This window comes from Micromonospora sp. NPDC049171 (assembly GCF_040648275.1).
Lineage (GTDB): Bacteria > Actinomycetota > Actinomycetes > Mycobacteriales > Micromonosporaceae > Micromonospora.
Genome location: NZ_JBEZDJ010000002.1, coordinates 73438 through 87484 on the forward strand (window position 1 = coordinate 73438; position 14047 = coordinate 87484).

A 14047-nucleotide genomic window follows, 5' to 3' on the forward strand; every position below is an offset into this window, starting at 1 on the left:
CTCGGCAGGCCGCGATGCCGCGCTCCGGGACCACCGCGCCCACGGCAGATTACCTACGATGGCGGGCACGTACGATGCCCACCCGCGGGCTCCGGCCCGCGGCGGCACGTCATCAGGCCGCTTCTGGGGAGGAGACAGCCGTGAGCACTGTGGTGTTCCGCCGGCTCCCGCGTCAGCCGGGACCGGCTCTACCGCGCGGTGAGGTGCTGCTGGAGTCCCCTCCCGAGCTGCCCGAACCGACGCCCCGCGGGATGGGGCAGCTGCTCATGATCCTGCCGATGTTCTGCGGGGTCGGCGCGATGGCGTTCCTCTACGCCGGCAAGGGCGGCGGCATGATGACGTACGTCGCCGGTGGCCTCTTCGGCGTCTCGATGCTCGGCATGGCGATCGGTTCGCTGGCCAACAACGGCGGCAAGGACAAGGCCGAGCTGAACGCCGACCGGCGCGACTACATGCGCTACCTGGCCCAGATGCGCAAGCGCACCCGGCGCGCCGCGGAGCAGCAGCGGGCGGCGATGACCTGGCGGCACCCGGAGCCCGACGCACTCTGGTCGATCGCGGCGTCCCGGCGGCTCTGGGAGCGGCGGACCACCGAGGACGACTTCGGCGAGACCCGGATCGCGCTCGGCCCGCAGCGCCTGGCGGTGGAGATCGTCCCGCCGGAGACAAAGCCGGTGGAGGACCTGGAGCCGATGAGCGCCATCGCGCTGCGCCGGTTCGTCCGCGCCCACTCCACAGTTCCCGAGTTGCCGACCGCGTTGTCGGTGCGCGCGTTCAGCCGGGTGGTGCTGCGGGGCGACCGCGCGCCCGTGCTCGACCTGACCCGGGCGGCGCTCGGGCAGTTGGCCACCTTCCACGCCCCGGACGACCTGGTGGTCGCGGTGGTCGCCGCGCCCGACCGGCAACCCTCCTGGAACTGGGTGAAGTGGCTGCCGCACGCGCACCACGGTGCCCGCACCGACGCCGCCGGTGCCCGCCGGCTGGTCTTCGCCAGTCTCGCCGAGGCCGAGGCGTCGCTCGCCGCCGAGTTGGCTGGACGGCCCCGGTTCGCGCCCGAGGCCAAGCCGTTGACCACCGCCCCGCACCTGGTCGTGGTGATCGACGGTGGCGAGGTCTCGCCGACCTGCCAACTGGTGGGCCCGGGGCTGCTCGGCACCACGGTGATCGACCTCTCCGGGACGGTGCCCCGCGATGCCGGTCGCTGGCTGCTCTGCCTCGACGTGGCCGACGGCAGGTCGCTCGACCTGGTGCGCGGCAGCTCGTCGTCGCCACTGGGGCGCCCCGACCAGCTCAGCGCCGAGGCGGCCGAGGGGCTGGCCCGGCAGATCGCCCCCTACCGGCTCTCCCAGCAGCAGGCCAGCAGCGACGAGCCGCTGGCCCGCAGCACGGAGCTGCCGGACCTGCTCGGTGTGGGCGACGCCGCGACGGTGGACGTGCAGCACACCTGGCGCCCGCGCGGTCACCGGGACCGGCTGCGCATCCCGCTCGGCGTCGGCCCGGACGGCAACGTGGTCGAGCTCGACTTCAAGGAGTCGGCGCACGAGGGCATGGGCCCGCACGGCCTGGTGATCGGTGCCACCGGTTCCGGCAAGAGCGAGCTGCTCCGGACGGTGGTGGCCGCCCTGGCGGTGACCCACTCGTCGGAGGAGCTCAACTTCGTCCTGGTGGACTTCAAGGGTGGCGCGACGTTCGCCTCGTTGGAGGCGCTGCCGCACACCAGCGCGGTGATCACCAACCTGGCCGACGAGCTGCCGCTTGTCGACCGCATGCGCGACGCGCTCGCCGGCGAGATGGTGCGCCGGCAGGAGCTGCTGCGGGCGGCGGGCAACTACGTCTCCCGCTTCGAGTACGAGAAGGCGCGGGCGGCCGGCGAACCGCTGGCCCCGATGCCCAGCCTGCTGATCATCTGTGACGAGTTCAGCGAGTTGCTCGCCGCCAAGCCCGACTTCATCGACCTGTTCGTGATGATCGGCCGGTTGGGTCGGTCGCTGGGCGTGCACCTACTGCTGGCCAGTCAGCGACTCGAAGAGGGCAAGCTGCGTGGCCTGGACACCCACCTGTCGTACCGGATCGGTCTGCGGACCTTCTCGGCCGTGGAGAGCCGGATCGTGCTCGGCGTGCCGGACGCGTACGAGCTGCCGAACGCGCCGGGGCACGGTTACCTGAAGACGGACACCAGCACCATGCTGCGGTTCCGGGCCGCGTACGTGTCCGGGGCGTACCGGCCGCCGGGGCAGCAGGCCGCCGCGTCGCAGGCGCTGGTGCAGCGCAGGATCGTGCCGTACGGCCTGGACTTCGTCGCCGCACAGCTCCCGCAGATGCCGGTGGACACCGCGCCGGAGCCCGAACAGCCGGCCGACGGTAAGGCCGTGGCGATGCTCGACGTGCTGATCGACCAGCTCAAGGGTCGAGGCCGCCCGGCACACCAGGTGTGGCTCCCACCGCTGGCCGACCCGCCGAGCCTGGGTGAGCTGCTCGGCCCGCTGGCCGTCGACCCCACCTACGGGTTGTGCACCGCGTCCTGGCCGGGTCGTGGGCGGCTGACCGTGCCGGTCGGGGTGGTGGACCGCCCGTACGAGCAGCGCCGTGACCCGATGATGGTCGAGCTGGCCGGGGCCGGTGGCAACGTGGTCATCGTCGGCCGGTCGCTGAGTGGCAAGAGCACGATGCTGCGTACGCTGCTCGCCTCGCTGGCGCTCACCCACACACCGCGAGAGGTGCAGTTCTTCTGCCTGGACTTCGGCGGAGGCGCACTGCGCAGCCTGGAGCGCCTGCCGCACCTGGCCGGGGTGGCCGGTCGCCGGGACGTCGAGGCGGTCCGCCGGACGGTGGCCGAGGTGGTCGCGATCCTGGACGACCGGGAGACCCGCTTCGCCCAGCACGGCATCGACTCGGTGGCCAGCTACCGTCGTCGCCGGGCGGCCGGCGAGTTCGCCGACGACCCGTTCGGTGACGTGTTCCTGGTGGTGGATGGTTGGAACACGGTGCGCCAGGAGTACGAGGAGCTGGAGCAGACCATCACCACGCTGGCCAACCGGGGCCTCGGTTTCGGCGTGCACGTGGTGCTCACCGCGGTGCGGTGGGCGGAGATCCGGATCAACATGCGGGATCTGCTCGGCACCAAGTTGGAGCTGCGTCTCGGCGACGCGTCCGAGTCCGAGATCGACCGCCGCGCGGCGATGAACGTGCCGGAGAAGGCGCCCGGCCGTGGCCTGACCCGGGACAAGCTGCACTTCCTCACCGCCGTCTCGCGGCTCGATGGTCGTCGGGACATCGACGACCTGGGCGAGGCGTCGGTGGCCCTGGCCGGGCACGTGGCGGCCAACTGGCCGGGTCGTCCGGCGCCGAAGGTGCGGCTGCTGCCGCGCCGGCTGCCGGTGGCCGAGATGGCCCGGATCATCGACCGGTCGGCGCCCGGTCTGCCGATCGGTGTCAACGAGTCGGCGCTCGCGCCGGTCTACCTGGATCTGGCCAACGAGCCGCACCTGACGGTCTTCGGCGACGCCGAGTGCGGCAAGACCAACCTGCTGCGGCTGATCGCCCGGGGCATCACCGAGCGGTACACGCCCGCCCAGGCGCGGCTGGTGATCGCCGACTACCGGCGTGGCCTGCTGGGCGCGGTGGAGGGCGATCACCTGCTCGACTACGCCCCGTCCAACCAGGCGTTCGCCCAGGGGCTCGCGTCGATCCGCAGCGCGTTGTCCAACCGGTTGCCCGGCCCGGACGTGACCACCGCCCAGCTGCGCGATCGTAGCTGGTGGAAGGGCCCGGACCTGTACATCCTGGTGGACGACTACGACCTGGTGGCCTCCGGTGGCAGCAACCCGCTGAGCGCCCTGCAGGAGTTGTTGCCGCAGGCGCGCGACATCGGTCTGCACCTGATCGTCACGCGTCGCGTCGGTGGTGTGTCCAGGGCGCTCTACGAGCCGGTGCTCCAGCGGCTGCGCGAGCTGGACTCGCCGGGTCTGCTGATGTCCGGCAACCGGGAGGAGGGCGCCGTCTTCGGCACCCTGCGTCCGAGCCCGCAACCGCCGGGCCGGGGCACCCTGGTCCGCCGACGCGACGGCCAACAGCTGATCCAGACCGCCTGGTCCGAGCCGTCCTGACGGGACGGTCAGGGCCGGGCTGCTCCGGTAACGTGCGGCGTACCGCCACATCCGTTGGGAGGATCCTGTGGGCACATCGTGGACGCCGGGTGCCGGGTTGGGCGCTGGCCTCGACGGGCTGCTGCGGCAGGCGCAGGAGCAGCAGCGCCAGCTCGCCGAGTTCCAGCGCCAGCGCGCCGAGTTGAGCGTGCGCGGCGAGAGCCCCGACGGGCTGGTCCAGGTCACCGTCGATGGTGAGCAGAAGGTCACCGGGGTCGAGGTCAACGCGCGGGCGATGCGTCTGGACAGCTTCAGCCTGGCCGAGTCGGTGCAGGCCGCGATCGACGCGGCGTACGCCCTGCACGCGGAGCGGGCGCGGGAGCTGCTGACGGACATGCTCGGTGGGCCCGACCTGGTCCGGCGTGCCGAGGCGGGCACGCTCACCCCGGAGGAGTGGTTCAAGCAGTTCGGGGTGGACCTCAACGACCCGCTGCGCCGGCTGCGTGGCTGACGAGAGAAAGGGGCCCGATGGCCAACAAGGTCGACGTCGACGCCATCCGCGGTGCCGCCAGGAAAATGGAGGCGGCCGACGGTCCAATCCAGTATCTGCGTAACGCGCAGCAGTTGCTGGAGGGCGTCAAGCTCCCCGGCGGTGCGCTGACCATGTTCGGTGGCTCCACCGTGGCGGCGCACAACGGCTCGGTGGACGGGCATCTGGCCAATCTCCGGTCCGGGATCGTCCACCTGCAGACGGCCGCGGCAAATCTGGAGCAGTCAGCGAAGAACTGGGAGCGGTCCGACCAACCGTGGGTCGTCAAGTGAGACGGTCCGCCGCAGACGGAGGGAGCCCGCAATGTCGGAGATCCTGATCGCCAACTCCGCGGGTGCCGTGGTCGGCTCGCACAGCGTCGCCGCGGCCACCGCGCCGGTGCGGACACTGGCCGGCGTGGCCCGGGGCAACTGGGCCTGGATCGCCTTCGCCGGGGTGTTGGTGGCCGCGATCGCCTACCTCGAGTCGTTCGACAACGAAGAGGTCAACAAGTCCATCAAGGAGTGGGGCGACGCCGCGCGGCTGCTCGGTGGTGACCAGTTCGGCGCGGCACTGGACGAGGTGGTCCCCGGCAGTGACGAGTGGGACTTCGACGACCGCGACGCCTTCGAGGTGTTCCTGCGCAAGCTGAAGGCCGAGATCAATTCGCTGGCCGAGGCGTTCAACGCCAACCGGGACACCCTGACCGCGGCCCGGGACGCCTTCAACGACGCCGTCAACGCGCTTGTCGACGCGCTGATCCCGATCCTGGTGGCGGTCATCGCCTCGATCGCGCTCCAGATGTTCCCGGCGACCGCGCCGATCGCGGAGGCGATCGGCGTCGCCGGCATGACCGTCGCCGCTGCCGTGCTCGCGGTGGTCTTCGCCGACATCAGTGGGTTGTTCACCACCATTGCCGACGGCTTCCGAGGCAACGACCAGTTCGCCTTCGTGTCGGATTCGCGGCCGGGATGGGCTGCCACCGGCACCGACCCCAACATTCGGGACATCAAAATCGACTGGGTCAAGGACGACTCGTTCTACCGCTGAGCGATGGTCGAGAGGGAGCGGCGATGCCGCAGGCATTGTTCTACCTGTTCGTGTACTTCCTGCTGACCGTCCCGGTCTTCCTCGGCCTGGCGCTGGTGGCGCAGGTCCGCGGGTCGGTGCGGGCGCGACGAGCAGGCGAGTTGGTGCTGCTCACGGGCATCGCCGCGCTGGTCCCGGTGGTGCTGCACCGCGCGCTCGACGTGCCGGCGCTCTGGCTGGCCGTGGCGCTGCTGGTGGCCATCCTCGTGATCGGCGCGGTGCTGCATGTCCGCTCGTATTCCCGGTCGGCCTGAGCCGATTCACCGGTATCCATCGGACGGCGCCGGCCAGGGCTGCGAGGGCTGGTCGTATTCCGCTACGGTCTTCACTGGAGTGTCCGTCGGTGGGGTGTTGCTGCCTTGCCGCGGGGGAGGGGTGCGGCAAAGCCGCCACCACAACATGACGGAAGGGTGTGAAGCATGGCGTTCGAGGTCGAAGCTGCGACTCTGCATACCGCCGCGAGTGACGTGCGGTCCACGCGCAGCGAGGTCGACGGCGAGCTCAAGAAGCTGTGGAACGTTGTCGACGACCTGGCCATGGCGTGGAAGGGTCAGGCGTCCACGGGCTTCCAGTCGCTGATGACGCGCTGGAACGAGGACACCGTCAAACTGCTGACGGCGATGGACAACATCGCTGACCTGCTCGACAAGTCGGGTACGACGCATCAGGTCAACGACGAAGAGCAGCAGCAGATGCTGGACAAGTTCCACTCTGCTCTCAACCCGTGATCCGCAGGCAGCAGAGGGGGAAATCGTGACGATCAAGGTTGACTACGCGGTCCTCGAGAGCAGCAATCAGCAGATGCAGGCCATCTCGAAGACGCTCGAGGAAAAGCTCGACACGCTTCGGGCGATGCTGACCAAGCTCCACTGGGACGGCGAGGACCGGGTTGCCTACGAGCAGCACCAGGCGAAGTGGGATGCGGCGGTTGGCGACATCAACCGGATCCTGAACGAGATCGGCGGTGCCGTCGGCATCGCCCGGGAAAACTACCTCACCACGGAGATGAGCAACTCCAAGGTGTGGAGCTGACGCATTCACCGGTGCGGCTCCGGTCCGGTTCGTCCGGGCCGGAGCCGCATTGGTTTGTGGTGCCCGTGGCGCGGCGGCAGCGGGGCGACGTGCGGCCGGCTCGATCGCCGGCCACCACCATCCACCAGGTCAGCTGGCCGCCGGTGCGTCAGGGCGTCGGCCCGGGCGCCAGTCGCGTTTGCGGCCCCGGGCCACGATCGGTCGTGCGATCAGCAGCAGCACGGTGAGCAGCCCGCCGACCGCCGCCGCCCAGATCGCGGCGGTGCGCTGCCAGGCCAGGGGGTCGTCGTGCGCGACGGGCGCCGGGAGCGCGCCGACGGGCGGGTTCTCCCGGGTGCCCAGCAGGCTCGACACCGCCCGGTACGGGTTGACCACGCCGTAACCGATGTCGGCGTTGTGGCCCCCCGGTGGGTTGTCCGCCGTGCGTTCCAGTCGTTCGGCGACCTGCCGCGGGGTGAGAGTGGGGTAGGCGGCCCGGACCAGCGCGGCCACCCCCGAGACGTACGCGGCGGCGAAGCTGGTGCCGCCGGTCGGCTCGGCACGGTAGCCGGAGCCCTGGGGTGCTGGCCCGATGATGTTCAACCCCGGTGCGGCGATATCGACGTAGTCGCCGCTGATCGAGCTGCCCACGTGACCGCCCAGCTCGTCCACCCCGCCGACGGCGATGACCCCGGGGTACGCGGCCGGGTATCCCGGCCGGTCCTGCTGATTCTCCACCCGGTTGCCGGCGGCGGCGACAAGCACCACCTGCCTGGCCAGCGCACGGTCGACGGCGGCCGTCAGCTCGGGGCCGGGAATTGTCGTGAGGGACAGGTTGATCACGTCGGCGCCCTGCTCGACCGCCCAGTCGATCGCCGCGGCGATCTGCACCGGAAGCTGGGCGTCCCTGGTGTCCTTGAGGTCCGGCAGGACCCGGATCGGCAGGATGCGGGCCGCCGGGGCGACCCCGCTGAACGGGGCGCCGGTGCCCTCCCGGCCAGCGATGATGCCGGCGATCATCGTGCCGTGCCCGACCAGGTCGCACTGGCCCTGGTTGGCTGCCAGGTCGCTGAAGTCGCGGCCCTCGAGCACCTGGCCGGCGAGGAGCGGGTGGACCGCGGAGACCCCGGAATCGATGACTGCCACCGTCACGCCGGCGCCCCGGGACAGCGGCCACGCCGCGGACGGCTCCAGCCGGCGCAGCGCCCACGGCATCGCCGTCAGGCCCTCCTCGCTGACCGGCCCGCAGGCGGGCAGTGCCGCCCGCGCCGGCACGGGTGCCACAACGGTGGTGCCGAGCAGGGCAGCCAGGGCTGCACTGAGGACACCGCGAGCGGCACGGCCACTGCGGCGGAACGGGTTGGTCGCGCTCAACGGCGGGCATTCGCGCACTCGCAGAGATTACCGCTGTGCCCCGTCGGGCAGCGGCCCGGCGACCGAGGGTCAGGCCGGCGGGCCGACCTCGGTGGTGGGCGTCTCGGCGAACAGCGCGAGCAGGTCGCCGACCTGCCGGTCGGCCTCGGCGGGGTGCCGGAACCGGCCGGACGGGTTGAGGGTGTATTCGTTGCGCCGGCCCACGCGGGTGCGGTGCAGGTATCCGCCCGCCTCCAGGTCGGCGACGATCGCCTGCGCGGCCCGTTCGGTCACGCCGACCTCGGCCGCGACGTCGCGTAGCCGGGCGGTGGGGTCGCGGGCGATGGCCAGCAGAACGTGCCCGTGGTTGGTGAGGAACGTCCAGTTCCGCCCGCCGCCGGTCTCGCCCGTCGCAGTGCTCGCCATGGTGTGACCGCCTCCTTCGGATGTCCGCCCTGCCCCCGGAAGTCTCGTCCGCCGTGCCCGCGGTGCGTCGCTCAGGGGTCGACCCGGAGTCAACGTATGAAATGTAAATCACGCATACCTTGACGCATCTTACGGTGCGTGTGACGGTGGAGCCCGAGCCAGCGCCCACCGCCGGCCCGGCTGACAAGCCGGTTGACCAGGTAAAACGCGTGAATACGAGGTGCGGGGATGAGTCGTCCCGGAACGTCCGGCGGACAGCCGGGTCCGCAGCGGACCACCGACCGGGCGTCCGCGATCAGCGATCCGGTCCAGGCGTACGCCGAGCTGACCGCCGGAAACCAGCGCTTCGTCAGCGGCACCCCGCGCCACCCCAACCAGGACGCCGGGCGCCGGGCCGCCGTGGCCGACGGGCAGCACCCGTTCGCGGTGATCGTCGGTTGCTCCGACTCCCGCCTGGCCGCCGAGATCATCTTCGACCGAGGGCTTGGTGACCTGTTCGTGGTCCGCACGGCCGGGCACACCGCCGGTCCGGAGGTGCTCGGCAGCGTGGAGTACGCGGTGACAGTCCTCGGCACGCCGCTGGTGGTGGTGCTCGGCCACGACTCGTGCGGGGCGGTGCAGGCGGCGCGGGAGTCCGCCGCGACCGGCACGCAGCCTCCCGGGCACCTGGGCGCGGTGGTCGACGCCGTGCTGCCCAGTCTGGCCCGGGCCCGTGCCGAGGGTGTGGAGGACATCGACGGCATCGTCGACATCCACATCGCGCAGACCGTCGAGACGCTGCTCGGGCAGTCGCCCGTGCTGGCCGACGAGGTGGCACAGGGGCGGTGTGCGGTGGTGGGCGTGTCATACCGGCTCGCCGCCGGCGTCGTGCGCCCGGTGGCGGCGGTGCCGGCCGGCTTCGCGACGCTCGACGTGCCGACCGGGTCGGCCGCCTGACACGTCGAGGGCCGCCCCGCCCGAGGCGGAGCGGCCCTCGACGGAGGATCCGGTGGGTCAGAGCAGCGACATGTGGACGTGGTCGGTGTGGTTCGACGGCCCGCTGTACGACTTCCAACCGCTTGCCGGGAACCAGATCTGCCGGTTCCAGATCACGTAGTAGATGCCGAGCCGGTCGGCGTTACGGATGAGGAACGCGGCGACGTTGTTGCCGTACGTCCGGGTGTCCTCGTTGTGCCAGGGCGCGAAGCCGCTCTTCTGTAGCGACCAGTCGCAGGCCTTGCCCTTCGGGTGCTCCCACGGCCCGCCGGGGCGGTAGCAGCCGACGAACCGGTTGAAGCCGGCCCGCTTGACCTCCTTGTACGCGTGCAGCGTGCGAGGCGTGATGCAGCCGGACGTGGTCGGGTCGTCCTCGCTGCACGACTGCGCCTTCCAGTCACCGTCGGCGGTGCGGCCCGGCCCGATCTTGGCGACCGGCGAGGTGGCGTCCACCAGGCCGCCGGTGAAGCCCTTGCCGCCGACCAGCGAGAGCGCCTTGTCGGCCTCGTTCTTCCGCTTGGCCATCACGGCGGTCTGCTTCTGCTGCTCGCGAACCTCGGTGTCGAGGAGGAACTTGGCCTGCTCGGCGCGGGCCTTCACCGCGTTGACCTCGGCGAGCTTGTTCTCGTTCACCATGTTGATCTCGTCGAGCATCGCGGCGCGCTGCACGAAGGTGTCGGGAGCGTCGCTTTCGAGCAGCATCGCGAGCGCGCCGATCCGACCGGTCCGGTACGACTGGGCGGCGATCTGCCCGACCTGTGGTGCCAACGCGTCCAGGTCGGCCTTGGCCCGGTCCACCTCCAGCGCCAGCTCCAGCTGACGCTTCTTGGACTTGTCCAGTTTGGACTTGGCGGCGGAGTAGTCCCGGTTGGCCTGCTCGATGACGTCGTTGAGCAGCTTCGGCTCGCCGTCCTCCTCGTGCCCGGACGGTGTCGGGGTCGTCGGGGCGGCGTGGGCCGGCAGGGGCCCGGCGAGCACGGTCAGTGCGGCGATCACGGCCACCACGGGTGTCAACCAGCGGCGTAGGGGTGCCGTCACAATGTTCCCTTCCGTCGACCGCCGACCGGGTTAGCTGACGGGTTCGGGGCGGAAGTGGCCCCTACCGCTGACGCGGATTCACCCCACATACCTGGGTCCCCGGCTCGCCGGTTGGCGATTGGGCGGTGGCACCGCAGGCGCCGCTTCGCGCCTTCATCGGTAACCGGCAGCGAGGTTACCCGAGAGTCGACTGCGTGAGCTACGCCTGGCTGCCGACCAAAAGTGTCATTTCGCCATAGCGCTGGGTGATCAGTGACGCGGTTCTCAGGGTGGAGATCCGATCTGGTCACGCTGAGGAGTGTCACCATGCCGTTTCCGTGCTCCTGTTCGACTCCGGCCACCCGTCGGTGGCCGTGGATGGGGGTGGGGTCCGGGTCTGCTCCGGCTCGTCGGGTCGAGAGGTTCGCGGTGAGCTGAGGGCGGCCAGCGGCTCCGCCCGGTCCGGCTCCGGTGGCCGCCGGGCGGCGTCGGCGGGCGGTGTGGCGTCGGCGCGTCCGGCGGCGGTCACGATCGCGGCCAGCCCGGTGGTCAGTGGCACGGCGGCGATCAGGCCGAGCGTGGCGACCGCGCTGCGGACGATTTCCTGCGCGAGGAACTCGCTGGTGAGGATCTGCCCGATCGGCCGCGAGTCGGCGGTGAGCAGGAGCAGCAGGGGCAGCGACGCGCCCGCGTACGCCAGCACGATGGTGTTGACAGTGGAGGCGATGTGCGCGCGGCCGACCCGGGTCGCGGCGCGGTAGAGCTGCAACCGGGTCAGCCCGGGGTTGGCGTGCGCCAGCTCGGTGACGGTGGCCGCCTGGGTGACCGTCACGTCGTCGAGCACCCCGAGCGATCCGATGATGATCCCGGCGAGCAGCAGGCCGTGTAGGTCCACGTCGGCCTGGAACATCGACAGTGTCGTCGCGTCCTCGCTGCCGAAGCCGGTGAGGTGGGTCGCGGCCGTGGCGATGGTGGCGAGCAGCCCGGTCAGCACCAGGCTGCCCAGGGTGCCGAGCACCGCCACCGAGGTCTGTGCGGTGACCCCGTGCGTCAGATAGAGCACCACGAACATGATCAGTGCCGCGCCGACCACCGCCACCAGCAGGGGCGACTTGCCGGCACCGATGCCCGGCAGCACGAACGTGAGCAGGATGGCGAAGCTGGCCGCCAACCCGGCGAGTGCGGCCAGACCCCGCCACCGACCGAACGCGACGATCGCCGCGGCGAAGATCACCGCCAGCCACAGCATCGGGGTGCCGCGCTGGTGCTCGGCGATGTTCCAGTTGCTGGTGCTGGGATCGACGGGATCGGTCAGCTCGACGAGGATGACCTCGTCGCCGACCTCGACCCGTGGTGCGCCGGGTCCGTCGGGGATCGGTGTCCGGACCTGTTGACCGGCGGTCGGCCCGTCGTCCACCCGGACGTCGACAGTGCCGCACGGCCCGCCGCCGACCCGGGGCGTGCCCTCGGGGCTCGACGGCAGCGGCGGGCACGGCTCGGTCACCACCCGGGTCACCGTGCCGCCGTAGCGCGGCACGTCCGCCCCGGCGTCGGTCTGCGGTGTCCCGCCGCGCGGCCAGAGCAGGGCCGCGGCGAGCACGGTGGCGACGAAGAGGGGCACCACCGTCACGACGAGGAGCCGCCGCACCCGGGGCGGGGCGGACGGAGCAGAGCGGGTGTGGTCGGAACCCAAGGCGAGACTCCCAACGATCCGGTGCGGGGTACGTGTCAGTGAGCCGGTCGGTTCATCCGCACCGTGGAATCGCGGCGGGAGACGCGGTGGATCGCTGACCGGCGACCACCTGATCACGGATGGTCAGTGCCCGGCCCGGGTGGCCAGCGGCGACGCCACGGCGTGGCGACGCCGGTGCCCGTTCGCGCAGCGGCATGCGGGGGGTCATCGTGGGGAATGCTAACCAGCCCGGCCCGGGGGCGCAGGTCGTGACGGGGAACCGCCGCGTGCCGGCGTCGGGGTGCGGGGCGGTCAGCCGCGCTTCATCAGCCGGCCGACGGCCGCCATCATCTCGGTGGCCATCTCGTCGGCCCGCCCCTCGGCGGCCCCCTCGTGCATGCAGTGCCGGGCGTGTCCGTCGAGCAGCCCCAGCGCCACCTTGTCGAGGGCGGCCTGGATCGCGGAGATCTGGGTGAGCACGTCGATGCAGTAGCGGTCGTCGTCGACCATCTTCTCGATGCCGCGGACCTGGCCCTCGACTCGGCGGAGCCGCGCGAGCAGCTGGTCCTTGCTGGCGGTGTACCCGCGGATCGGGGTGGGTGCGGTCATGCCGACCAGGATAGCCTACCCCCGGGGGGTATGGTACGGTCGCTTCCGGACCTGATACCCCCACCGGGTACCGGTAACGGCAAAGGAGACGATCCGATGGTCAACACCACGTTCCAGGTGCAGGGCATGACCTGTGGGCACTGCGTCAGCGCGGTGAGCGCCGAGGTCGGCGCCATCGCGGGCGTGCGAGACGTCCAGGTCGACCTCGCGACCGGCCAGGTCAACGTGAGCAGCGAGCAGCCGCTGGACGTGCAGGTCGTCCGGGCCGCCGTCGACGAGGCCGGCTACGACCTCGTCGACGCGTGAGCGCGGGGGCCGGCATGCGTACCGTGACGAGACTCGCCGGATTCGCTGCCGGCCTCGCGGCGATCTTCGGCGCCACCTACACGGTCGGCCGGGTGGCCGACCGCACCCCGGTCGTCGAGGGCCGGCATGACGGCGACGCCGTCCACACGACTGAAGAACGCGGCGAGCCGGCCGACCGGATTCCCGGTGGGCTGCTCGTCTCCGACCGCGGCTACACCCTCGTCCCGGTCGCCGCCCCGGCCGACCAGTTCGCCTTCCGGATCACCGGTCCGGACGGCCAGCCGGTGACCCGGTACGACGTGGCACACGACAGGCGGATGCACCTGATCGTGGCCCGCCGGGACCTGTCCGGTTTCCGGCACGTGCACCCCGACCTGGGTGCGGACGGCACCTGGCGGGTCGGCACACCGCTGGCCGGCCCCGGGCAGTGGCGGGCGTTCGCCGACTTCACCCCGACCGGGGGTGAGCCGCTGACGCTCGGCGTGGACGTGACAGTGCCCGGTGCGCTGACCGAACGACAGTTGCCCGCCCCGGCGACAAGCACCACCGTTGACGGCTACACGGTCACCCTGACCGGCGCGCCGCGGCCCGGCCGCACCTCGCCGCTCACCCTCACCGTCAGCCGGGACGGGCGGCCGGTCACCGACCTGGAGCCCTACCTGGGCGCGTACGGGCACCTGGTGGCACTGCGCCGGGGTGACCTCGCGTACCTGCACGTGCACCCGGACGGGACGCCCGGCGACGGGCGGACCCAACCCGGCCCGGCCGTCACCTTCCTCGCCGACGTGCCCTCGACCGGGAGCTACCGGCTCTACCTCGACTTCCGGCACGGCGGGGCGGTGCACACCGCCGAGTTCACAGTCGTGACCGGCACCCCGCCGGCCGACGCCCCGCCGGCCGGGAGCAACCCGAGCGGACCCGCGCCGAGCGGCGGTGCCGACCACGGCACGCCCGGGCACGGGCACAACTGACGGG

The 14047-nt window shown here is 71.6% G+C and carries 15 protein-coding genes and 1 riboswitch; of the genes, 10 read left to right on the top strand and 5 right to left on the bottom strand.

Translation table 11 applies throughout. From position 1 onward, the window contains the following. Positions 1-140 precede the first annotated feature (140 nt). The 7 genes from eccCa to AB0B14_RS03100 all read left to right on the top strand — a co-directional run bounded on the left by eccCa (position 141) and on the right by AB0B14_RS03100 (position 6735). Positions 141-4106 (top strand): type VII secretion protein EccCa, encoded by a 3966-nt coding sequence (eccCa, locus tag AB0B14_RS03070; RefSeq protein ID WP_357520958.1) that lies wholly within the window; start codon positions 141-143, stop codon positions 4104-4106. 67 nt (positions 4107-4173) lie between these two features. Continuing rightward, on the top strand, positions 4174-4596 hold the full coding sequence (locus AB0B14_RS03075; RefSeq protein WP_357072549.1) for a YbaB/EbfC family nucleoid-associated protein: 423 nt from the start codon (positions 4174-4176) through the stop codon (positions 4594-4596). Between the two features lie 17 nt (positions 4597-4613). Then, entirely contained in the window at positions 4614-4907 is a 294-nt protein-coding gene (locus AB0B14_RS03080; protein WP_357520960.1) for a hypothetical protein, read from the top strand. 31 nt (positions 4908-4938) lie between these two features. Then, positions 4939-5664, top strand: coding sequence for a hypothetical protein (locus tag AB0B14_RS03085; protein ID WP_357520962.1), 726 nt, complete (start codon positions 4939-4941; stop codon positions 5662-5664). Between the two features lie 23 nt (positions 5665-5687). Beyond that, positions 5688-5957 (top strand): hypothetical protein, encoded by a 270-nt coding sequence (locus AB0B14_RS03090; RefSeq protein WP_357520964.1) that lies wholly within the window; start codon positions 5688-5690, stop codon positions 5955-5957. A 165-nt stretch (positions 5958-6122) separates the two neighbouring features. Further along, on the top strand, positions 6123-6431 hold the full coding sequence (locus tag AB0B14_RS03095; RefSeq protein ID WP_088986628.1) for a WXG100 family type VII secretion target: 309 nt from the start codon (positions 6123-6125) through the stop codon (positions 6429-6431). A gap of 25 nt (positions 6432-6456) precedes the next feature. Further along, the gene (locus AB0B14_RS03100) at positions 6457-6735 is read left to right on the top strand and encodes a WXG100 family type VII secretion target (protein ID WP_357072537.1); all 279 of its coding nucleotides are present in this window, start codon (positions 6457-6459) and stop codon (positions 6733-6735) included. A gap of 129 nt (positions 6736-6864) precedes the next feature. Here AB0B14_RS03100 and mycP read toward each other — a convergent pair whose 3' ends face one another. Together mycP and AB0B14_RS03110 are read right to left on the bottom strand one after the other, a co-directional pair. Beyond that, positions 6865-8106 carry a type VII secretion-associated serine protease mycosin gene (gene mycP, locus AB0B14_RS03105; RefSeq protein WP_357520966.1) on the bottom strand — a complete coding sequence of 414 codons (1242 nt, stop codon included), beginning with the start codon at positions 8104-8106 and terminating at the stop codon, positions 6865-6867. A gap of 51 nt (positions 8107-8157) precedes the next feature. After that, a complete protein-coding gene (locus AB0B14_RS03110) occupies positions 8158-8493 on the bottom strand; it encodes a MarR family winged helix-turn-helix transcriptional regulator (RefSeq protein ID WP_357072531.1) in 336 nt (111 codons plus the stop codon). Positions 8494-8721: 228 nt separating this feature from the next. Between AB0B14_RS03110 and AB0B14_RS03115 the strand changes: the two genes are divergently transcribed. Next, on the top strand, positions 8722-9429 hold the full coding sequence (locus AB0B14_RS03115) for a carbonic anhydrase (RefSeq protein ID WP_357072528.1): 708 nt from the start codon (positions 8722-8724) through the stop codon (positions 9427-9429). A gap of 57 nt (positions 9430-9486) precedes the next feature. Here AB0B14_RS03115 and AB0B14_RS03120 read toward each other — a convergent pair whose 3' ends face one another. The 3 genes from AB0B14_RS03120 to AB0B14_RS03130 form a co-directional block, all read right to left on the bottom strand. Further along, on the bottom strand, positions 9487-10506 hold the full coding sequence (locus AB0B14_RS03120; RefSeq protein WP_357072524.1) for a hypothetical protein: 1020 nt from the start codon (positions 10504-10506) through the stop codon (positions 9487-9489). A gap of 4 nt (positions 10507-10510) precedes the next feature. Continuing rightward, a riboswitch (cyclic di-AMP (ydaO/yuaA leader) is annotated at positions 10511-10641 on the bottom strand. A 166-nt stretch (positions 10642-10807) separates the two neighbouring features. Beyond that, a complete protein-coding gene (locus AB0B14_RS03125; protein WP_357072521.1) occupies positions 10808-12178 on the bottom strand; it encodes a YibE/F family protein in 1371 nt (456 codons plus the stop codon). Between the two features lie 291 nt (positions 12179-12469). Next, entirely contained in the window at positions 12470-12766 is a 297-nt protein-coding gene (locus AB0B14_RS03130; RefSeq protein WP_030329541.1) for a metal-sensitive transcriptional regulator, read from the bottom strand. Positions 12767-12862: 96 nt separating this feature from the next. Between AB0B14_RS03130 and AB0B14_RS03135 the strand changes: the two genes are divergently transcribed. Further along, positions 12863-13072 (top strand): copper ion binding protein, encoded by a 210-nt coding sequence (locus AB0B14_RS03135; protein ID WP_357072518.1) that lies wholly within the window; start codon positions 12863-12865, stop codon positions 13070-13072. Between the two features lie 14 nt (positions 13073-13086). Then, positions 13087-14043, top strand: a complete 957-nt coding sequence (locus AB0B14_RS03140) for a hypothetical protein (protein ID WP_357520968.1) — start codon at positions 13087-13089, stop codon at positions 14041-14043. The last annotated feature ends 4 nt before the right edge of the window (positions 14044-14047 follow it).